This window comes from Streptomyces sp. NPDC017936, assembly GCF_044328485.1.
GTDB lineage: Bacteria > Actinomycetota > Actinomycetes > Streptomycetales > Streptomycetaceae > Streptomyces.
Map to the genome: position 1 here is coordinate 1 of NZ_JBIRHK010000020.1, position 19,753 is coordinate 19,753.

The window sequence follows — 19,753 nt, forward strand, 5'->3', positions numbered from 1 at the left end:
GTGCCCGCCGCCCCCCCCCCCCCCCCCGGGGGGGGGCCCCCCCCCCCCCCCACGACCCCGACCCACCCCCCACCCGCAGGCACCCACCGGAAGCCGCCCACCCGCAGGCACCCACCCGCAGGCGCCCTCCGCGGAACGGACCTGCCTCAGCCCACGGCCAGCAGGATCCCCAGCACCACGGCCCCGGCGACCGCCGGCCCCACGATCTCCCAGGCCCACCGCACGGTCACCTCGCCCTGGGCGCTCTCCGCCTTCTCCCGGGCCTCCCACAGCTCGCGCAGCTCGAGCATGATCTTGTCGCTCTCGGCCCGCACGGGCCCGTCCGGCACCCCGCCCTCGGAGCGCCCGCGCGCGGACGCCCCGCCCCCGAAACCGCCGAGACCGCCGAACCCGAGCCCGTCGGAGCCCCGGCCGCCCCGGCCCTGCCGCTCGGCCGCGCGCTCCGACGCGGCCCGCGCCTCCCGCCGGGCCGCCTTCTTCCGCGCCCGCAACGACACCGGGATCGACCAGAGCTGGTACTTCTTGCCGCTCGCGGCGACGACCTCGTTCGAGTAGCCGGCCCGCAGGGAGGCGACCTGCCCCCAGGGCAGCACGACCACCCGGAGCGGGTTGCGCACCCGCAGCCGGTCCTGGCCGGCGAACACGGCGGGGCGCAGCGTGAAGGCGACGATCAGCGGCACCAGCAGGATCAGCGTCGCGAGCGCCAGCCACGGCGTCCGGCCGTCCCCCGCGACGATCGCGTCGATGCCGAGCCAGCCGACGAGCCCGAGCAGCAGCACGCCGCCGGCCATGCCCGCGGGCGACCGGTAGATGCGGTCCCTGGGCTCGGGGGCCGGGGGCTGCGGCGCTGGCGACTGGTCTTCCGGGCTCGTCATGGCCCCGATTGTGCCCCACGCCCGCGCCACGGCCCCGACGACCCCGCACCCGCACCGCGCCCCCGACCACCTCGCACCCGCACCCGCACCCGCACCCCCGACCACCTCGCACCCGCACCCGCACCCGCACCCGCACGACGGCGCACCAACCCCCACCGCCCGGAAGCCGCGCCCCGCCCCGCCCTGCACCTCCGCCCGACACCCCCGCCCGCTCCCCTCCGGCCCTCCCGCCCAACACCCCCGCCTGCCCCCCCTCCGGCAACCCCCGCCCGGCACCCCCGCCCGACACCCCCTCCGCCCCCCGCCCGACACCCCCTCCGCCCCCCGCCCGACGAAGGAGCCGTCCTCCGGGGTGTACAGCCGCTACGCGCGTAGATATGCTCGTCTGGTGACCATGCCCACCAATGCACCCACCGCGGCGAGCGCCCTCGCGGACGTCACCACGTCCGACAGCACGTTGCGCCGCTTCCTCCACGGGCTGCCCGGCGTCGACGCGGTCGGCCTGGAGGCACGCGCCGCGTCCCTCGGGACCCGTTCCATCAAGACGACCGCCAAGGCGTACGCCATCGACCTCGCCATCTCCATGGTCGACCTGACGACGCTGGAAGGCGCGGACACCCCGGGCAAGGTCCGGGCGCTCGGCGCGAAGGCGGTCCACCCCGACCCGACCGACCGGACGACGCCCGCGACCGCGGCGGTCTGCGTCTATCCCGACATGGTCGCCGCCGCCAAGGAGGCCGTCGCGGGCTCCGGTGTGAAGGTCGCCTCCGTCGCCACCGCCTTCCCGGCCGGCCGCGCCGCCCTGGAGGTGAAGCTCGCCGACGTCCGCGACGCCGTCGCCGCGGGCGCCGACGAGATCGACATGGTCATCGACCGCGGGGCCTTCCTCGCCGGCCGCTACCTGAAGGTGTACGACGAGATCGTCGCCGTGCGGGAGGCCTGCGGCACGTCCGCCCGGCTGAAGGTCATCTTCGAGACGGGCGAGCTGTCGACGTACGACAACATCCGCCGCGCCAGCTGGCTCGGCATGATGGCCGGCGCCGACTTCATCAAGACCTCCACCGGCAAGGTGGCCGTCAACGCGACCCCCGCGAACACGCTCCTCATGCTGGAAGCCGTCCGCGACTTCCGGGCGCAGACCGGGGTGCAGGTCGGCGTGAAGCCGGCCGGCGGCATCCGCACCTCCAAGGACGCCGTCAAGTTCCTGGTCCTGGTCAACGAGACCGTGGGCGAGGACTGGCTGGACAACCACTGGTTCCGCTTCGGCGCCTCCTCGCTCCTGAACGATCTGCTGATGCAGCGTCAGAAGCTGGCCACCGGCCGCTACTCCGGCCCCGACTACGTGACGGTGGACTGATCGACATGGCTTCCGCATTCGAGTACGCACCGGCGCCCGAGTCCCGCTCGGTCGTCGAGATCGCCCCTTCCTACGGCCTCTTCATCGACGGCGAGTTCGTGGAGGCGGCCGACGGCAGGGTCTTCAAGACGGTGTCGCCGTCGACGGAGGAGGTCCTCTCCGAGGTCGCGCAGGCCGGCGCCGAGGACGTCGACCGCGCCGTGAGGGCCGCCCGCAAGGCGTTCGAGAAGTGGTCGGCGCTCCCCGGCTCCGAGCGCGCGAAGTACCTCTTCCGCATCGCCCGCATCGTCCAGGAGCGCAGCCGTGAGCTGGCCGTCCTGGAGACCCTGGACAACGGCAAGCCCATCAGGGAGACCCGCGACGCCGACCTCCCGCTGGTCGCCGCGCACTTCTTCTACTACGCGGGCTGGGCGGACAAGCTCGGCCACGCCGGGTTCGGCGCGGACCCGAAGCCCCTCGGCGTCGCCGGCCAGGTCATCCCCTGGAACTTCCCGCTGCTGATGCTGGCCTGGAAGATCGCCCCGGCGCTGGCGACCGGCAACACGGTCGTCCTCAAGCCCGCCGAGACCACCCCCCTGTCGGCCCTGTTCTTCGCGGACGTCTGCCGCCAGGCGGGCCTGCCCAAGGGTGTCGTCAACATCCTCCCCGGCTACGGCGACGCGGGCGCCGCGCTCGTCGCCCACCCCGACGTGAACAAGGTGGCCTTCACCGGCTCCACCGCCGTCGGCAAGGAGATCGCCCGCACGGTCGCGGGCACCCGCAAGAAGCTCACCCTCGAACTGGGCGGCAAGGGCGCCAACATCGTCTTCGACGACGCGCCCGTCGACCAGGCCGTCGAGGGCATCGTCAACGGCATCTTCTTCAACCAGGGCCAGGTCTGCTGCGCGGGCTCCCGCCTGCTGGTCCAGGAGTCGGTCCACGACGAGCTGCTGGACTCCCTCAAGCGCCGCCTGTCCACGCTCCGCCTCGGCGACCCGCTGGACAAGAACACCGACATCGGCGCGATCAACTCCGCCGAGCAGCTCGCCCGCATCACCGCGCTCGCCGAGCAGGGCGAGGCGGAGGGCGCCGAGCGCTGGTCCCCGGCCTGCGAGCTCCCGTCCGCCGGCTACTGGTTCGCCCCGACGCTCTTCACGAACGTCACCCAGGCGCACACCGTGGCCCGCGACGAGATCTTCGGCCCCGTCCTGTCGGTCCTCACCTTCCGCACCCCGGACGAGGCCGTCGCCAAGGCCAACAACACCCCGTACGGCCTGTCGGCGGGCATCTGGACGGAGAAGGGCTCCCGCATCCTCGCGGTGGCGAACAAGCTCCGGGCCGGCGTCGTCTGGTCCAACACGTTCAACAAGTTCGACCCGACCTCGCCGTTCGGCGGCTACAAGGAGTCGGGCTTCGGCCGCGAGGGCGGCCGCCACGGCCTGGAGGCGTACCTCGATGTCTGAGCGCTTGACTGTCTTCAAGACCTACAAGCTGTACGTCGGCGGGAAGTTCCCGCGTTCCGAGAGCGGCCGGGTGTACGAGGTGACCGACGCAAAGGGCAAGTGGCTGGCGAACGCACCGCGGTCCTCCCGCAAGGACGCCCGTGACGCGGTCGTCGCCGCCCGCAAGGCGTTCGGCGGCTGGTCCGGCGCGACGGCGTACAACCGCGGCCAGGTCCTCTACCGCGTGGCCGAGATGCTGGAGGGCCGCAGGGGACAGTTCGTCCACGAGGTCGCCGACGCCGAGGGCCTGTCCAAGTCCCAGGCCGCCGAGCAGGTCGAGGCGGCGATCGACCGCTGGGTCTGGTACGCGGGCTGGACCGACAAGATCGCCCAGGTGATCGGTGGCGGCAACCCGGTCGCGGGTCCGTTCTTCAACCTGTCCTCGCCCGAACCGACGGGCGTGGTGGCCGTCCTGGCCCCGCAGGAGTCGTCCCTCCTGGGCCTGGTCTCGGTGGTCGCCCCGGTGATCGCCACGGGCAACACGGCGGTCGTGGTGGCCTCCGAGAAGTCCCCGCTGCCCGCCCTGTCCCTGGCCGAGGTCCTGGCCACCTCCGACGTCCCCGGCGGTGTCGTCAACGTCCTCTCCGGCCGTACGGCGGAGATCGCGGCGCCGCTCGCCGCCCACCAGGACGTCAACGCGATCGACCTCGCGGGCGCCGACGACGTCCTGGCGAAGGAGCTGGAGGTCGCGGCCGCGGACAACCTGAAGCGCGTCCTGCGTCCACAGCCTGTGGACGACTGGTCCGCGACCCCCGGCACCGACCGCATGACGGCGTTCCTGGAGACGAAGACGGTCTGGCACCCGACGGGGTCGCTGGGCGCGTCGGGCTCGTCGTACTGACGACCCGTCACGGCCGGCGGGCCGCGCCCCTCTCCGTCCGGAGGGGCGCGGCCCGCCGCGTCCGTGCGCGGATCAGCCGCCCAGCAGCCCCGTCGCCCGCCCCGCCACCGGGATCGCCCCGACCGACTCCGCCTGCGCCACCGGCCCCGTCAGCGTCCGCGAGGCGACCGGCCGGAAGTCGGCGACCTGGGTGCCGACGCCGTTGTCGAGCGGGTCGGCGCCGGTGCCGGCGAGCGGGTTGGGCTTGAGGCCCGCCACGGGGCCGGTGGCGTGTCCGACGGTGCCGGTGAGCGCCTGGAGGCCGGCCCGGGGGTCGACCTCGCCGGGCGACGCGGGGCGCGTGCGCGTCCCGTCCAGGACCGGTGCGGTCCCGGCGGCCGCCGCCGTCCCGGCGCCCGCGCCCAGGGCCACCCCCGCCGTGGCGAGGGCGACCAGGGCACGCCGGCCGGCCGTGGTGTGGGGGGAGTCGTGTCGGGCCATCGCGCTGCCCACTTTCTGCTGCTCGGGGTGATCGGTTCGACACGAAGGGTAGTTGAGGTGTGACGCACGCATCAAAGCCGGTCCGCGGGGTCGTTGCGGGCCCCGCGGATGCCGCACACTGGTGTCCCGTGAGTTCCCAACCGCCCGTCACCGCGCGAGTCGTGCTGCTCTGCGGCCCCTCCGGCTCCGGCAAGTCCCTCCTCGCCGCCCGCTCCGGTCTGCCGGTGCTGCGGCTCGACGACTTCTACAAGGAGTGCGACGACCCGACGCTGCCGCAGGTGGCCGGGAGCTCCGACATCGACTGGGACCACCCCGGCTCGTGGGACGCGGACACGGCGATCGCCGCCATCACCGACCTGTGCCGCACGGGTCGTACGAAGGTCCCCGTCTACGACATCGCGCTCAGCGCCCGCACCGGCGAGGAGACGGTCGAGATCGGGCGGACCCCGCTGTTCATCGCCGAGGGCATCTTCGCCGCCGAGATCGTCGGCCGCTGCCGGGACCTGGGGGTGCTGGCCGACGCGCTGTGCCTGAGCCGCGGCCCGGTGACCACCTTCCGCCGCCGTTTCCTGCGCGACCTGAAGGAGGGCCGCAAGTCGGTCCCGTTCCTGCTGCGCCGCGGCTGGCGCCTGATGCGCGCCGAGCGGTCCATCGTGGCCCGGCAGACCGCGCTCGGCGCGTACGCCTGCGACCGCGACGAGGCGCTGGGCCGGCTGGCGGCCGCCGCCGCGGGCCCGCGCGCCACGACGGCGCGGACGGCCGTCTGACGCGCGTACGGACGCCTGGCTCGCCGTATGACGAGTCTGTGGATGCCCGGCGGACGCCCGACGGGCGCACGGACGCCTGACGGGCGGACGTGCAGAAGCGGGACCGGACGGACCCCCCGGCCCTCCAGCCCCGCTTCCGTGGTGCTCCCCCGTGTCCCCCCGGTGGTGCTTCCCCCGTGAAGGTGCGGTACCGCTCCCCCGTACGTCCCCCGTCGGGTCCCCCCGGTACCGCTCCCCCGTGTTTCCCCCGTTCGCCGGCTTCCCTGAACGGAGCCGGCTCCCCCGTGCACCTCAGGCGACGAGCTCGCCGAAGGCGTCCTCCTCGTCACGGCCGAAGCTGAGGACCTCGTCCTCGCGCAGCCGGCGGAGCGACCGCCAGATGCTGGACTTCACCGTGCCGACACTGATGCCGAGGATGTCCGCGATCTCCGGGTCGGTGCGGCCCTCGTAGTACCGCAGGACCAGCATCGTCCGCTGGAGTTCGGGCAGCCGGGCCAGCGCCTGCCACAGGACCGCGCGCAGCTCGGTGCCGCGCATCGCGTCCGTGTCGCCGGCCGTCTCCGGCAGTTCCTCGGTCGGGTACTCGTTCAGCTTGCGGCGGCGCCACGCGCTGATGTGCAGGTTGGTCATGGTGCGGCGGAGGTATCCGCCGACCGCGGCCTTGTCGCTGATCCGGTCCCAGGCCCGGTAGGTCGAGAACAGCGCGCTCTGCAGCAGGTCCTCGGCCTCGAAGCGGTCACCGGTGAGGTGGTAGGCCGTGGCGTACAGGGAGGCGCGGCGCTCCTGGACGTAGGCGGTGAACTCCGCCTCCGTCAGCGAGCGACGCTCCCCCGTGTCCTCCCCGTACGCGGCTCCCCCGTGAGCCCCTTCCCCCGTGTGCGCGTCGACCACCGTCATGAAGGCGGTGTGCTGACGCCCGGCGCCACGGGCGGCCCCCCGTGCTCCCCCGCGCTCGCACACGCTCGTGCGGGAGGACCCCCCGTCGGCACCGGACTTCTCGTGACCCCGGTGCACGTCGTGCAGGCGCGTGACCACTGCGCTGGTGCTGAGGCCGTGCAGCGTGTTCATCATGCGCCCCCCGTCGTGGACTTCCGGTGTCCCGGTTCGTTCCGTTCGGCCCGGCGTACTGCCTTGCCTGTGCCGAAAAGCTTGCCCGGGCCACTTCATCGCCGTGTCCGTCGACTGTCACAGACCTGTCACAGGGGTCCGTCACGGCGGCACGACAGCCCGTTCACAGAGGTCGGCGGTACGCCGTCCGCCCCGGCCGCGGACGGCGTTCCGGGGAGGGCCCCGGAGCCCCCCGCGCGCGGCGCGCGGCGCGGAAACCACGGACTTGAGCACCGGGCCCCGGCCCACGGGTCGAACGACAGCGCCTCCATGGGCCAGAATGAGCCCGTGCCTTCCCTGTTGCTGATCGAGGACGACGACGCCATCCGTACGGCCCTGGAGCTCTCACTGACGCGCCAGGGACACCGCGTGGCGACCGCTGCGAGCGGTGAGGACGGTCTGAAGCTGCTGCGCGAACAGCGGCCGGATCTGATCGTGCTGGACGTGATGCTGCCCGGTATCGACGGCTTCGAGGTGTGCCGGCGGATCCGGCGCACCGACCAGCTGCCGATCATCCTGCTCACCGCGCGCAGCGACGACATCGACGTGGTCGTCGGGCTGGAGTCCGGCGCCGACGACTACGTCGTCAAACCGGTGCAGGGGCGGGTGCTGGACGCCCGGATCCGGGCCGTGCTGCGGCGCGGGGAACGCGAGTCGAACGACTCGGCGACCTTCGGCAGCCTCGTCATCGACCGCGCGGCGATGACGGTGACCAAGAACGGCGAGGACCTCCAGCTCACCCCGACCGAGCTGCGGCTGCTGCTCGAACTGAGCCGGCGCCCCGGTCAGGCGCTGTCCCGGCAGCAGCTGCTGCGCCTGGTGTGGGAGCACGACTACCTCGGCGACTCGCGGCTGGTGGACGCGTGTGTCCAGCGCCTGCGGGCCAAGGTCGAGGACGTGCCGTCGTCGCCCACCCTGATCCGTACCGTGCGCGGAGTCGGCTACCGCCTGGACACCCCTCAGTGACACCGGGGCAAGGGGGGGTCCGCGGCTGGTCCGCGGCGCGCAAGGGACATCTTTCACGGCTGCGCTTCACCAGCCTGAGACTGCGGCTCGTCCTGGTCTTCGGGCTGGTGGCGCTGACCGCCGCCGTATCCGCGTCCGGCATCGCGTACTGGCTCAACCGCGAGGCCGTGCTGACCCGCACCCAGGGCGCGGTCCTGCGGGACTTCGAGCAGGAGATGCAGAACCGGGCGGGCGCGCTGCCCGAGCACCCGTCGCAGGACGAGCTCCAGCACACGGCCGGCCAGATGGCCAACAGCAGCCAGCGCTTCAGCGTGCTGCTGGTCGCCGAGGGCGCCGACGGCAGGACCGTGTACGGCAACTCGGGCGGGCTGAACGGCTTCTCGCTGGACGACGTGCCCAAGTCGCTGCGCACGGCGGTGAACAGGGAGCAGGACACGACCGCCGGCAACAAGTCGCCCTACCACCTGTACTGGCAGCGGGTGGTCGACCACGGCACGCCGTACCTGGTGGCCGGGACGAAGGTGATCGGGGGCGGGCCGACCGGCTACATGCGCAAGTCGCTGGAGCCGGAGGCCAAGGACCTCAACTCGCTGGCCTGGTCCCTGGGCATCGCCACCGGTCTGGCGCTGATAGGCGCGGCGCTCCTCGCGCAGGCGGCGGCCACGACCGTGCTGAAGCCGGTGCACCGGCTCGGTGTCGCCGCCCGCCGGCTCGGCGAGGGCAAGCTGGACACCCGGCTGCTGGTCTCCGGGACGGACGAGCTGGCCGACCTGTCACGGACGTTCAACCGGACGGCCGAGGCCCTCGAGAAGCGGGTCGCGGACATGGCGGCCCGGGACGAGGCGTCCCGCCGCTTCGTCGCGGACATGAGCCACGAACTGCGCACGCCCCTCACCGCGATCACCGCCGTCACGGAGGTGCTGGAGGAGGAGCTGGACGCGGAGTCGGGCGGCATCGACCCGATGATCGAACCCGCGGTGCGCCTGGTGGTCTCCGAGACCCGGCGGCTGAACGACCTCGTCGAGAACCTGATGGAGGTCACCCGCTTCGACGCCGGCACGGCCCGTCTGGTGCTGGACGACGTCGACGTCGCCGACCAGATCACCGCCTGCATCGACGCGCGCGCCTGGCTGGACGCCGTCGACCTGGACGCCGAGCGCGGCATCCACGCCCGCCTCGACCCGCGCCGCCTGGACGTGATCCTCGCCAACCTCATCGGCAACGCCCTCAAGCACGGCGGCTCGCCGGTGCGGGTGTCCGTGCGGGAGACGGCCGACGAGGTGGTCATCGCCGTCCGCGACCACGGTCCCGGCATCCCCGAGGACGTCCTGCCCCACGTCTTCGACCGCTTCTACAAGGCGAGCGCCTCCCGCCCCCGCTCCGAGGGCAGCGGCCTGGGCCTGTCCATCGCCCTGGAGAACGCCCACATCCACGGCGGCGAGATCACCGCCGCCAACTCCCCCGAGTCGGGCGCGGTCTTCACCCTGCGCCTGCCCCGGGACGTCTCGGAGCTGGCGGAGCGGGGCGAGAAGAAGGACGAGGGGGACTCCCGATGACCGCACACGCCATGCCCGTCCGCCGCCCGCGCCGTCTCCTCGCCCTCCCGCTCCTCGCGGCGGTGCTGGCCGGCTGCGGGATCCGGGCGACGGAGGTGCCGACCGACTTCGGCCCCGCCCCCTCCCGGGTCCGCTGCTCGCTGACCGAGCCGAGCATCACCACCCAGACCTCGCGCGGAGTGCCGGTGCGGGTGTTCCTGCTGTGCGGTTCCTCCCTGGTCGCCGTGGACCGCACGGTCCCGGTCCCGGACGGCGCGGCGGACTCCGAGCGGCGCGTGCTGGTCGCCCAGGGCCTGCTGGACGAACTCGCGGAGTCCCCGTCGGCCACCGAGAAGGAGGCCGGCTACACCACGGACGTGCGCGGCGGCATGACGGTGAGCGGCCCGGCCGCCGAGGACCCGGACGACACCCTGCGCCTGAGCACCTCCCCCGGCGACCTCACCTCGTACGCCCTGGCCCAGCTCGTGTGCACCTTCTCCGACTCGGCGGCGGCCGAGGGCGACGGCTCGGTGGTCCTGGGCGGTCCCGGCGCCGACCGGCCCCGCCGCTACCGGTGCACGGACGAGGTCCGCTCCCGCCCGGGCACCGCCGAGCCCCCGTCGACGGAGGTCACCGGCAGCTGACGGACAGCTGACGGACCACCGGCGGCGGCCGGGCACGCGGGACACGCCCACGGCCCGGCGGGGGTGCGGGTGTCCCGGCCCCGGGTGCGGTGCGGGCGGGTCGGCGGGGTGCGGAACCGATCGTGCGGTGGGCCGCGTCTAGGGGGACGTGCAGCGTCAAGGCTCCATCGGCGGCAGCGCCGCGTTCCGCGTCCGTGTGATCGGGAGTGTCCTCCTGGTCGCCCACCTCGTGTTCGTCGCCTGGTTCGCGCTGCGCCCCCTGGACGTCCCCTGGGTGATGCCCGCCAACCTGCGCCCGTTCGCCGGCATCCGGGCCGATCTGACGCTGGGCGGGCCGGAGGCCGTGCGGCGGATCGGCGCGGAGCTCGGGCTGCTGGCGCCCCTGGGCGTCCTCCTCCCGCTGGCCCACGGCAGGCTCCGCGTCTCACCGCTCGCCTCCCTGGTCCGCACGGTCACGGTGGGCGCCCTGCTGTCGCTGGCCGTCGAGCTGCTGCAGACCGGGGTGCCGGGCCAGGTGGCCGACGTCGACTCGATCCTGCTGAGCACCGTCGGAGTGGCCCTGGCGCACGCGGCGGTGGTCCCGGCGGTCCGCGCCCGTCTGCGCCACCGCAGCGAGCTCCGCGACCACCGTGCGGACCGCCAGGAGGAGCCGGCTCAGGGACGGACCCCGACGATTCCCAGGGTCGGGATCGCCCCGTAGAGCGACGTTTCCTCCCCTTCGTCCGCGTAGCGTCGAAGACAGACGAGGCGGCCGTCGGAGGCCGCCTCGGACCGACGCCCACGAAGGAGCCGCAGATGTCCAGCAGCCTCGCCCGCCCCACCCACGGCCGCATGATCGGCGGAGTGTGCGCCGCGCTGGCCCGGCGCTTCGGCACCTCCGCGACGACGATGCGCGTGATCTTCCTGCTCTCGTGCCTGCTGCCGGGCCCGCAGTTCCTGCTCTACATAGCCCTGTGGATCTTCCTGCCGGCCGAGGACGAGGCCCGCACGGCCTGGTGAGCCCCGCGGGCACCGCACCGCACGGGAAACGCCGTCGGGCGCATCCGGTCCGACCGGATGCGCCCGACGGCGTACGAGGGCCCGGGGGTCAGCCCAGCGGGAGCCCGTTGACCGGCAGCCCGTGCGTGGGCAGTCCCTGCCCGACCGGCAGACCGCCGAGCAGTCCGGCGACCGGCTTGGTCGGGCCCTCCGCGAGCGCCTGCTCGGTGGCCGGCTGCGCGGCGGCCAGGGCGGTGCCCACCGCCGGCCGGGCCTGCGCCAGCGCCTCACCGGCCCCCGGCAGCTCCTGGGTGACGTTCTCCGCCGGCAGCGTCCGGGCGACGCCCCCGAGGACCTGGGTGGCGTCCGGGACGGCCGGGGCGGCGTTGGCGGCGCCCGCACCGGCGGCGGCGAAGGCGGCACCGAGGGCGGCGACGCCGAGGGTCTTGGCAGCAGACTGCTTCATGATGAATGCGTCCTCGAATACGGGGAACTGAGCGGTCCACGACCGTAAACACGGAAAGGCGTCCGCCGCAAACATCGAAATGCGGACGGCCCGTGAAGACCCCCTCGCACGTCACCGCCGGAAATACCGGGGTTTCACTCTTCCGTGGTCACGGAACCGCTGGTCGAGGCGGTCTGCTGGAACAGCCATTCGGATTTCAGTTCCGCGTATCCGGGCTTGATCACGTCATTGATCATGGCCAGTCGTTCATCGAAAGGAATGAATGCCGACTTCATGGCATTGACCGAGAACCACTGGAGGTCGTCGAGCGTGTAGCCGAACGCGTCGACCAGGTGCTCGAACTCCCGGCTCATGCTCGTCCCGGACATCAGCCGGTTGTCGGTGTTGACCGTGGCGCGGAAGTGCAGCCGGCGCAGCAGCCCGATCGGGTGCTCGGCGTAGGAGGCGGCCGCCCCCGTCTGGAGGTTGGAACTGGGGCACATCTCCAGCGGGATGCGCTTGTCCCGGACGTACGAGGCCAGTCGTCCGAGCTTCACCGAGCCGTCCTCGGCGACCTCGATGTCGTCGATGATGCGCACGCCGTGCCCGAGCCGGTCGGCGCCGCACCACTGGAGCGCCTGCCAGATGGACGGCAGCCCGAAGGCCTCGCCGGCGTGGATGGTGAAGTGGTTGTTCTCCCGCTTGAGGTACTCGAAGGCGTCGAGGTGCCGGGTGGGCGGGTACCCGGCCTCCGCGCCGGCGATGTCGAAGCCGACCACGCCCAGGTCGCGGTAGCGGTTGGCGAGTTCGGCGATCTCCAGGGCGCGGGCCGCGTGCCGCATGGCGGTGAGGAGGGCGCCGACCCGGATGCGCTGGCCGGCCTCCCGGGCGAGCCGTTCCCCCTCGCGGAAGCCCTCGTTGACGGCCTCGACGACCTCTTCGAGGCTCAGTCCGCCCTCCAGGTGCTGCTCGGGCGCGTAGCGGATCTCGGCGTAGACGACACCGTCGGCGGCGAGGTCCTGGGCGCACTCACGGGCGACGCGCACCAGGGCCCCGCGGGTCTGCATGACGCCGACCGTGTGCGAGAAGGTCTCCAAGTACCGTTCCAGGGAACCGGAGTCGGCGGCCTCCCGGAACCAGATGCCGAGCTTGTCGGGGTCGGTCTCGGGGAGCCGGGAGTAGCCGGTCTCCCCGGCGAGGTCGACGATCGTGCCGGGGCGCAGCCCGCCGTCGAGATGGTCGTGCAGCAGAACCTTGGGCGCCCGGCGGATCTGGTCCGGGTCCGGGGTGACGCCGCTTCGCATGGTCTGGCTCGTCATTTCCGCACTCTAACTCCTACGCGCGTAGACAGCGCGGTGCGCCGCTTCGTCGATACGTAACGGTGACCGCACGGACGGGTGGAGTACAGCGCCGTTTCTGACACTGTTCTGTCATGGGACAGCAAGTGACGCCGGTGCGAACGGCCAGGCTGGGGAAGGCGATCGGACCGGAGCCGGAGACGGTGAGCGGCGTGGTGCTGCTGCTCCCGGGCGGCGAGGAGGTCTCCGACCGCAGGCCCCCCGCCCTGTGGACGAACGGCCCGGTCCGCGCCCTCGGCCGCGCACTCGCCCGTACGGGACGGCAGGACGGACTGGCCGTCCACGTCGTGCGCTACCGCTACCGCGGCTGGAACGGCGTCGAGGCCCATCTCGCGGCCGACGCCGCCTGGGCCGCCGACGAGGCCGTACGGCGTTACGGGGACGTCCCGGTGTGTCTGGCCGGTGTCGGCATGGGCGGGCGGGCCGCCCTGCGCGCGGGCGGTCACGAGGCCGTCAACTCCGTGCTGGCGGTCGCCCCCTGGCTGCCGGAGGAGGACATGGCGGTGCCACCCGAACCGGTGAAGCAGTTGGTCGGGCGGCGGGTGCTGATCGTGCACGGCACGAACGACGAGCGCACCGATCCGGAGCTGTCCTTCCGGCTGGCGGCGCGGGCGAAGAAGGTGAACCGGGAGGTGTGCCGGTTCGAGGTGCACTCCGACGGGCACGGGCTGCACCAGTACCGGGAGGAAGTCCTCTGCCTGGCCGAGGACTTCGTGCGGGGGGTGCTGTCCGGGCGACGGTTCTCGCGGCCGGTGCAGGACGCCTTGGCGGCGCCTCCGCCGCTGGGGCTGCGGATGCCGCTGGCCGCGGGGTTCGGCCGGTCGCTGCGGCGTTGACGACCGGGGGTGCGGGCGTCTTCGGGGTGCGGGTCGGCCGCGGCCGGTCGTCGCCCCCCACGCGGCGGAGCCGCGTGCCGACCCGGCCCCGCGCCCCTCGGGTCCGCCGCCCTCACGTCGGCAGCAGGTTGCCCCTTCTCGACAGCAGGAACTTCTTGAAGGCGGCGACCGGAGGGGTGTCCGGATGGCCGTCCAGCCAGGCCACGCCGATCTCCCGGACCGCCCTCGGGGCCGTCACCGTCAGCTCCACCACCCCCGGCCGGGGCACGGCGGGCGGGGGCAGCAGGGCGACGCCCAGTCCCGCCGCCACCAGGCCGCGCAGGGTCTCCGCCTCCTCGCCCTCGAAGGCCACCCGCGGCCGGAAGCCCGCCTCCTGGCAGAGGTCGTCGGTGATGCGGCGCAGGCCGTAGCCGGGTTCCAGGGTCACGAAGGTCTCGTCGGCGGCCTCGGCGAGGCGGACCCGTCTGCGGGCGGCGAGGCGGTGGTCGGCGGGGACGACCAGACGCAGCTTCTGCTCGTCGAGGCGGCGGGCCACGAGGTCGGGGGCGTCCGGGACCGGTGAGGTCAGGCAGAGGTCGAGTTCGCCGGCCCGCAGCCGCCCCAGCATGGCCTCGCCGTAGTTCTGCACGAGGCTGAAGCGGACGCGGGGGTGGTCGGCGCGGAAGGCGTGGATCAGGCCGGGCACGGTCTCGGCGCCCATGGTGTGCAGGAAGCCGAAGGCGACCTTGCCGGTGGCCGCGTCGGCGTCGGCGCGCACCGCGTCGGCGGCCTTCTCGATCTCGGCGAGGGCGCGCTCCACGGAGGTGAGGAAGGCGCGTCCGGCGGGGGTGAGCGAGACGGTCCGGCCGTGCCGGGCGAACAGGTCGACGCCCAGGTCCTGTTCCAGGCGGACCATGGCCCGGGAGAGCGTGGACTGCGGGACCTGCATCTCCTGAGCGGCCCGCGTGACGTGCTCGGTGCGGGCGACGCCCGCGAAGTACGCGAGCCGCGGGGCGAGCAGGGTGACGATGTCTTCTGTGTCACTGGACGGTGACAGCCGCCCCTGCGACCTCTGCTGATGCACCATGGGAACGATTATGCCGATTCCGTGCATTGGACGGATGAGCGGGGCGTCCGTAGGTTCGAGGCATGTCTCCCGCCAGTACCGGGGCGTCCACCACCGTGGGCGCCGAACCGACCGCCTCCGCCGCTCCCCGCGTCCCGTCCCACGACTCCCGCATGGCCCCCGGCGGCCCCGGCTACCGCCGGATGAGCTTCGCCCTCTTCCTGGCCGGGGTGGCGACCTTCGCCCTGCTGTACTCCACCCAGGCGCTCCTGCCGCTGATCTCCGGCGAGTTCGGGGTCGCGGCGAGCGAGGCGAGCTGGACGGTGGCGGCGGCGACCGGCGGGCTGGCGCTGTTCGTCCTGCCGATGAGCGCCCTGTCGGAGCGCTACGGCCGCCGTGCGGTGATGACGGCCTCGCTGGCGGTCGCGGTGGGCGTCGGCCTGCTCGTGCCGTTCGCCCCGTCGCTGGGCGCGCTGGTCGTGCTGCGCGGCGTCCAGGGCGCCGCCCTGGCCGGGCTGCCCGCCTCCGCCACCGCCTACCTGGCGGAGGAGGTCCGGCCGAGGGCCCTGGTCACGGCGATCGGCCTGTTCGTGGCGGGCAACAGCGTCGGCGGGATGAGCGGCCGGGTCATCACCGGCTGGGTCGCGCAGGAGTGGGGCTGGCGGGTCGCCGTCGGCGTGATCGGCGCGGTCGCGGTGGCCTGCGCGGTGGCCTTCCGCCTGCTGCTGCCGGCGCCGCGGCACTTCGCCCCGGGCTCGCTGCGCCCCCGGGTCCTCGCCCGCACGGTCCGCGACCACCTCGCCGACCCGCTGCTGCGCCGCCTGTACGCGATCGGCGCGCTGTTCATGACGGTCTTCGGCGGCGTGTACACGGTGATCGGATACCGCCTGACGGAGGAGCCGTTCTCGCTCCCGCAGGGCATCGTGGGCTCGATCTTCCTGGTCTACCTGGTGGGCACGGTGTCGGCGTCGACGGCGGGCCGGCTGGTCGGACGCCTGGGCCGGCGCGGCGCGCTCTACCTGGCCGGCGGCACCACCGCGGCGGGGCTGCTGCTCTCCCTGGCGGACTCCCTGCCCCTGGTCCTGCTGGGCCTGGTGCTGATCACGTCGGGCTTCTTCGCGGGCCACGCGGTGGCCTCCTCGGCGGTCAGCAGGACGGCGACCACCGGCCGCGCGCAGGCCTCGGCGCTCTACCAGTCCGCGTACTACATCGGCTCCAGCGCGGGCAGCACGGCCGGCGCGGCGGCCTTCCACGCGGGCGGCTGGGCCGGCACGGTCGGCATGGGCGTCCTCGCGGTGCTCGGCGTCGTGACGATCACGGTGTTCGGCACGCGGGCGGCGCGCCTCGCGGCACGGCGCCCGGCGGCCGCGCACTGAGACCTCCCGCTCCCCCGCGCACCCCCTGTCCGGGTCCGGTCGTCAGCGGTCGCCGGCTCCGGCGGCCGGGACCGGCCCGGACGGGGGGTGCGCCCATGGCGGGCGCGGCGCGGCGGGCCGCGCCGGGAGCCGCCCCGCATCCGCCCGTCCGCGCGGGGACAGCCGGTCCGACGAGGGCCTTCGGCGGCGCGGCGGGCCGTTGTCAGTGGGCTGCGGTAGCTTCCGAAGTGCTGGGCGCACAGGCGCGCGACAGGACGGCCCCAGGGGCGGGTGGACGACGATGACCGACGGTACGGCGACGCTGGACGACCTCGACGCGAGGCTGGAGAAGCACCGGGTCGAGCTGACCGGGTACTGCTACCGGATGCTCGGCTCCTCCTTCGAGGCCGAGGACGCGGTGCAGGACACCCTGGTGCGCGCCTGGCGGAGCTACGACAAGTTCGAGGGCCGTTCCAGCCTCCGCTCGTGGCTCTACCGCATCGCGACGAACGTGTGCCTGGACATGCTGTCCGCGAGCACCAGGCGCGCCCGGCCGGTGGACCTGTCGGAGTCCACCCCGCTCGCCCGGGCCGCCCTCTCCCCCCGCCCGGACGACACCTGGCTGGAGCCGGTGCCGGACGCGCGCGTGCTGCCCGCGGTCGAGGACCCGGCCGAGGCGGCCGTCGCCAAGGAGTCGGTGCGGCTGGCCTTCATGGCCGCGCTCCAGCAGCTGCCGCCCAAGCAGCGGGCGGTGCTGATCCTGCGCGAGGTGCTGGCGTGGCGGGCGAGCGAGGTCGCCGAGCTGCTCGGCACCACGGTCGCCTCGGTCAACAGCGCGCTCCAGCGGGCCCGCGCGACCCTCGCCGAGCAGCGGGACAGGGGCGCCGAGGCGGCCGTGTCGGACCCGTTGGACGAGGAGCAGCGAAAGCTCCTGGAGCGCTACGTCGCCGCCTTCGAGGGCTACGACATGACGGCGCTGACGGCGCTCCTGCACGAGGACGCGGTCATGACGATGCCGCCGTTCGACCTGTGGCTGACGGGCCACGACGACATCACGGGCTTCATGACCACGCTCGGCTCGGCCTGCGCGGGCTCCCGCCTGCTGCCGGTCCAGGTCAACGGCCTGCCGGGCTTCGCCCAGTACAAACCGGACCCCGAGGCCGGCGGGTTCACACCGTGGGCGATCCAGGTCCTGGAGATCTCAGACGGCGGCCTCACCGGGTTCCACTTCTTCCTCGACACCGCCCGCTGGTTCCCCCTCTTCGGTCTCCCCCTCCACCTCGAAGCGGAGGCCGACGAGGTCCAGCAGGGCGCATAGCGCGGGGGCGGGGTCGCGCAGCAGCACGCGTCCCCCGGCCCGGCGGGCGGTCAGCCGGAGCTGGGCCAGCAGTTCGACCGCCATGAGCCCCGGCGGCCCGATCCCGGCGGCGTCGCACACCACCACCCCGGCCCCGCCGCCCTCCAGCAGCGCCCGCAGGTCGTCGCAGAGTCCCGCCACCCGGTCCCGGGTGACGGGGCCGGTCAGGGCGAGCACGGGGGGTGTCGTCGCGTCCACGAGCGGTAGACCCGGCGGGGCGGGGTAACTCATCGCCACCCTCTGGATAGCACCATCACCTCTTTGCCTAAAAGCTTTAGGCAGATGCATACTCGTCTTCAGTAACAGCCGAAAGGACGCTGGAGGCATCCATGGCGCGCGTGGGGCTGACGACCGAACGTCTCGTCCGGGCGGGGGCGGAGCTGGCCGACGAGGCGGGCTTCGAGCAGGTCACCGTCTCGGCGCTGGCCCGCCGGTTCGACGTCAAGGTCGCGAGCCTGTACTCGCACGTCAGGAACTCCCGGGACCTCAAGACCCGGATCGCCCTGCTCGCCCTGGAGGAGCTGGCCGACCGCGGGTCCGCCGCGCTGGCCGGGCGGGCGGGCAAGGACGCCCTGGCCGCCCTGGCCGACGTCTACCGCGACTACGCCCGCGAACACCCCGGCCGCTACGCGGCCGCCCGGTACCCGCTCGACCCGGCGGCCGCCGCGGCGAGCGCGGGTCCCCGGCACTCCGGCATGACCCGGGCCGTCCTGCGCGGCTACGACCTCGCGGAACCGGACCGGACCCATGCGGTCCGCCTGCTGGGCAGCGTCTTCCACGGCTACGTCGACCTCGAACTGGCCGGCGGCTTCAGCCACAGCGCCCCCGACTCCCAGGAGTCGTGGTCCCGGATCCTGGACGCCCTCGACTCACTGCTGCGGAACTGGCCCGCCGACGGCCCTCCGGGATCCGTGGCGGGTGCTTCGGGATCCGTGGCGGGATCTTCGGGGCCCGTGGCAGGTTCCTGAGCGCGCGCAGTGGGTTCTTGAAAGGCGCAGGGGTTGCCGAGCGCGTCCGGCTCCCGTCGTCCGCCGTCCGTCGTCCGCCTACCGGGAAAGGCCATGCGTCCCATGGACCCCCAGTCCGCCTGGATCACCACCCCCCTCACCGCCGGCCTCCTGCGCGGCGCCCTGGAGGTCGAGCGCACCGAGCACGGCATCCTGCCGCACCGGCTGCCCGCCGCCGCCCGCGCCCAGTGCGCCGACGCACAGCTCGCGTCGGCCGAGTCCCAGCCCTCCGGCGTCCGGCTGGCCTTCCGCACCCGGGCCACCGCCGTCGAGCTGGACACGCTCCCCACCAAGAGGCAGTACGTGGGCGCCCCGCCCCGCCCCGACGGCGTGTACGACCTGGTCGTCGACGGGAGGCTGACCGCCCAGGCCACCGTGACCGGCGGCCACACCCTCATCGTCGACCTGACCGACGGGACCACCGAGCACCGGCCCGGCCGGCCCGGCACCCTCCGCTTCACCGACCTGCCCGAGGGCGCCAAGGACATCGAGATCTGGCTGCCGCACAACGAGACGACCGAGCTCGTCGCCCTGCGCACCGACGCCCCCGTCGAACCCGCGCCGGACGCCGGGCGCAGGGTGTGGCTGCACCACGGCAGCTCCATCAGCCACGGTTCCGACGCCGCGAGCCCCACCGCCGTCTGGCCCGCCCTCGCGGCCTCCCTGGGCGGCGTGGAGCTGATCAATCTGGGGCTGGGCGGCAGCGCCGTGCTCGACCCGTTCACCGCCCGCGTCCTGCGGGACACCCCCGCCGACCTGATCAGCGTCAAGATCGGCATCAACCTGGTCAACGCCGACCTGATGCGGCTGCGTGCCTTCACACCCGCCGTGCACGGCTTCCTCGACACCATCCGCGAGGGTCACCCCACGACACCGCTGCTGGTCGTCTCGCCGATCCTCTGCCCCATGCACGAGGACACGCCCGGGCCCAGCGCCCCGGACCTCGGCGGTCTCGGCGGCGGGCGGCTGCGGTTCGTGCCGATGGGCGATCCGGCGGAGGTGGCGGGCGGGAAGCTGACCCTGCGGGTCATCCGGGACGAGCTGGCCCGGATCGTGGCCCAGCGGGCCGCCGAGGACCCGGCTCTGCACTACCTCGACGGGCGTGAGCTGTACGGGGAGGACGACGTGGAGGAACTGCCCCTGCCGGACCAGCTCCATCCGGACGCCGCCACGCACCGGCGCATGGGCGAGCGGTTCGCCGCGCTGGCGTTCGCCGAGGGGGGCGCCTTCGGGTGAGGAGCGGCGGGCGGTTCTCGCGCCCCCGCCGCCCGTGCCCTTCCCCTTCCGGGGCTGCCGCCCCCGGCCCCCTGCCGGCGAAC

General features: G+C 73.8%; 21 protein-coding genes. 14 read left to right on the forward strand and 7 right to left on the reverse strand.

What is annotated here, in order from left to right:
- Nucleotides 1–146 precede the first annotated feature (146 nt).
- Entirely contained in the window at nucleotides 147–875 is a 729-nt protein-coding gene (locus tag ACH4F6_RS33025) for a PH domain-containing protein (RefSeq protein ID WP_397964048.1), read from the reverse strand.
- A gap of 394 nt (nucleotides 876–1,269) precedes the next feature.
- Between ACH4F6_RS33025 and deoC the strand changes: the two genes are divergently transcribed.
- From deoC to ACH4F6_RS33040, 3 genes are read left to right on the forward strand one after another with little or no spacing between them, the layout of a single operon-like run.
- On the forward strand, nucleotides 1,270–2,232 hold the full coding sequence (deoC, locus tag ACH4F6_RS33030) for a deoxyribose-phosphate aldolase (protein ID WP_397964190.1): 963 nt from the start codon (nucleotides 1,270–1,272) through the stop codon (nucleotides 2,230–2,232).
- A 5-nt stretch (nucleotides 2,233–2,237) separates the two neighbouring features.
- On the forward strand, nucleotides 2,238–3,674 hold the full coding sequence (locus ACH4F6_RS33035) for an aldehyde dehydrogenase family protein (RefSeq protein ID WP_397964049.1): 1,437 nt from the start codon (nucleotides 2,238–2,240) through the stop codon (nucleotides 3,672–3,674).
- Nucleotides 3,667–4,554, forward strand: coding sequence for an aldehyde dehydrogenase family protein (locus tag ACH4F6_RS33040; RefSeq protein WP_397964050.1), 888 nt, complete (start codon nucleotides 3,667–3,669; stop codon nucleotides 4,552–4,554). The genes ACH4F6_RS33035 and ACH4F6_RS33040 overlap by 8 nt, the downstream gene beginning before the upstream one ends.
- A 72-nt stretch (nucleotides 4,555–4,626) precedes the next feature.
- Here the strand turns inward: ACH4F6_RS33040 and ACH4F6_RS33045 are convergent, their stop codons facing one another.
- On the reverse strand, nucleotides 4,627–5,034 hold the full coding sequence (locus tag ACH4F6_RS33045) for a hypothetical protein (protein ID WP_397964051.1): 408 nt from the start codon (nucleotides 5,032–5,034) through the stop codon (nucleotides 4,627–4,629).
- Between the two features lie 59 nt (nucleotides 5,035–5,093).
- Here ACH4F6_RS33045 and ACH4F6_RS33050 point away from each other — a divergent pair, with 59 nt between their 5' ends.
- A complete protein-coding gene (locus ACH4F6_RS33050) occupies nucleotides 5,094–5,801 on the forward strand; it encodes a uridine kinase (RefSeq protein ID WP_397964052.1) in 708 nt (235 codons plus the stop codon).
- A 291-nt stretch (nucleotides 5,802–6,092) separates the two neighbouring features.
- On the opposite strand, the gene ACH4F6_RS33055 is transcribed toward ACH4F6_RS33050, so the two are convergent.
- A complete protein-coding gene (locus ACH4F6_RS33055; protein WP_397964191.1) occupies nucleotides 6,093–6,869 on the reverse strand; it encodes a SigE family RNA polymerase sigma factor in 777 nt (258 codons plus the stop codon).
- Between the two features lie 327 nt (nucleotides 6,870–7,196).
- Here ACH4F6_RS33055 and afsQ1 point away from each other — a divergent pair, with 327 nt between their 5' ends.
- The 5 genes from afsQ1 to ACH4F6_RS33080 all read left to right on the forward strand — a co-directional run bounded on the left by afsQ1 (nucleotide 7,197) and on the right by ACH4F6_RS33080 (nucleotide 11,052).
- Nucleotides 7,197–7,874, forward strand: a complete 678-nt coding sequence (gene afsQ1 / locus ACH4F6_RS33060) for a two-component system response regulator AfsQ1 (protein WP_322725081.1) — start codon at nucleotides 7,197–7,199, stop codon at nucleotides 7,872–7,874.
- Entirely contained in the window at nucleotides 7,871–9,430 is a 1,560-nt protein-coding gene (locus ACH4F6_RS33065; RefSeq protein WP_397964053.1) for an ATP-binding protein, read from the forward strand. Before afsQ1 ends, ACH4F6_RS33065 begins: the two co-directional genes overlap by 4 nt.
- Nucleotides 9,427–10,053, forward strand: a complete 627-nt coding sequence (locus tag ACH4F6_RS33070; RefSeq protein WP_397964054.1) for a hypothetical protein — start codon at nucleotides 9,427–9,429, stop codon at nucleotides 10,051–10,053. The genes ACH4F6_RS33065 and ACH4F6_RS33070 overlap by 4 nt, the downstream gene beginning before the upstream one ends.
- Before the next feature lie 148 nt (nucleotides 10,054–10,201).
- Entirely contained in the window at nucleotides 10,202–10,753 is a 552-nt protein-coding gene (locus tag ACH4F6_RS33075; protein WP_397964055.1) for a VanZ family protein, read from the forward strand.
- A 95-nt stretch (nucleotides 10,754–10,848) separates the two neighbouring features.
- Nucleotides 10,849–11,052, forward strand: coding sequence for a PspC domain-containing protein (locus ACH4F6_RS33080; protein WP_397964056.1), 204 nt, complete (start codon nucleotides 10,849–10,851; stop codon nucleotides 11,050–11,052).
- An 88-nt stretch (nucleotides 11,053–11,140) separates the two neighbouring features.
- On the opposite strand, the gene ACH4F6_RS33085 is transcribed toward ACH4F6_RS33080, so the two are convergent.
- A complete protein-coding gene (locus ACH4F6_RS33085) occupies nucleotides 11,141–11,497 on the reverse strand; it encodes an ATP-binding protein (RefSeq protein WP_397964057.1) in 357 nt (118 codons plus the stop codon).
- A 134-nt stretch (nucleotides 11,498–11,631) separates the two neighbouring features.
- Nucleotides 11,632–12,795 carry an adenosine deaminase gene (locus ACH4F6_RS33090; RefSeq protein WP_397964058.1) on the reverse strand — a complete coding sequence of 388 codons (1,164 nt, stop codon included), beginning with the start codon at nucleotides 12,793–12,795 and terminating at the stop codon, nucleotides 11,632–11,634.
- A gap of 113 nt (nucleotides 12,796–12,908) precedes the next feature.
- Between ACH4F6_RS33090 and ACH4F6_RS33095 the strand changes: the two genes are divergently transcribed.
- A complete protein-coding gene (locus ACH4F6_RS33095) occupies nucleotides 12,909–13,670 on the forward strand; it encodes an alpha/beta hydrolase (RefSeq protein WP_397964059.1) in 762 nt (253 codons plus the stop codon).
- 112 nt (nucleotides 13,671–13,782) lie between these two features.
- On the opposite strand, the gene ACH4F6_RS33100 is transcribed toward ACH4F6_RS33095, so the two are convergent.
- Nucleotides 13,783–14,736, reverse strand: a complete 954-nt coding sequence (locus ACH4F6_RS33100; protein WP_397964060.1) for a LysR family transcriptional regulator — start codon at nucleotides 14,734–14,736, stop codon at nucleotides 13,783–13,785.
- A 62-nt stretch (nucleotides 14,737–14,798) separates the two neighbouring features.
- Here ACH4F6_RS33100 and ACH4F6_RS33105 point away from each other — a divergent pair, with 62 nt between their 5' ends.
- Nucleotides 14,799–16,091, forward strand: coding sequence for an MFS transporter (locus ACH4F6_RS33105; protein WP_397964061.1), 1,293 nt, complete (start codon nucleotides 14,799–14,801; stop codon nucleotides 16,089–16,091).
- A gap of 280 nt (nucleotides 16,092–16,371) precedes the next feature.
- On the forward strand, nucleotides 16,372–17,388 hold the full coding sequence (locus tag ACH4F6_RS33110; RefSeq protein WP_397964062.1) for a sigma-70 family RNA polymerase sigma factor: 1,017 nt from the start codon (nucleotides 16,372–16,374) through the stop codon (nucleotides 17,386–17,388).
- Here ACH4F6_RS33110 and ACH4F6_RS33115 read toward each other — a convergent pair.
- The gene (locus tag ACH4F6_RS33115) at nucleotides 17,272–17,658 is read right to left on the reverse strand and encodes an STAS domain-containing protein (RefSeq protein WP_397964063.1); all 387 of its coding nucleotides are present in this window, start codon (nucleotides 17,656–17,658) and stop codon (nucleotides 17,272–17,274) included. The genes ACH4F6_RS33110 and ACH4F6_RS33115 overlap by 117 nt on opposite strands.
- A 98-nt stretch (nucleotides 17,659–17,756) precedes the next feature.
- Here ACH4F6_RS33115 and ACH4F6_RS33120 point away from each other — a divergent pair, with 98 nt between their 5' ends.
- Both ACH4F6_RS33120 and ACH4F6_RS33125 read left to right on the forward strand, forming a co-directional pair.
- Nucleotides 17,757–18,395 carry a TetR/AcrR family transcriptional regulator gene (locus ACH4F6_RS33120; protein WP_397964064.1) on the forward strand — a complete coding sequence of 213 codons (639 nt, stop codon included), beginning with the start codon at nucleotides 17,757–17,759 and terminating at the stop codon, nucleotides 18,393–18,395.
- A 102-nt stretch (nucleotides 18,396–18,497) separates the two neighbouring features.
- Nucleotides 18,498–19,670, forward strand: a complete 1,173-nt coding sequence (locus tag ACH4F6_RS33125; protein WP_397964192.1) for a GDSL-type esterase/lipase family protein — start codon at nucleotides 18,498–18,500, stop codon at nucleotides 19,668–19,670.
- Nucleotides 19,671–19,753 lie beyond the last annotated feature (83 nt).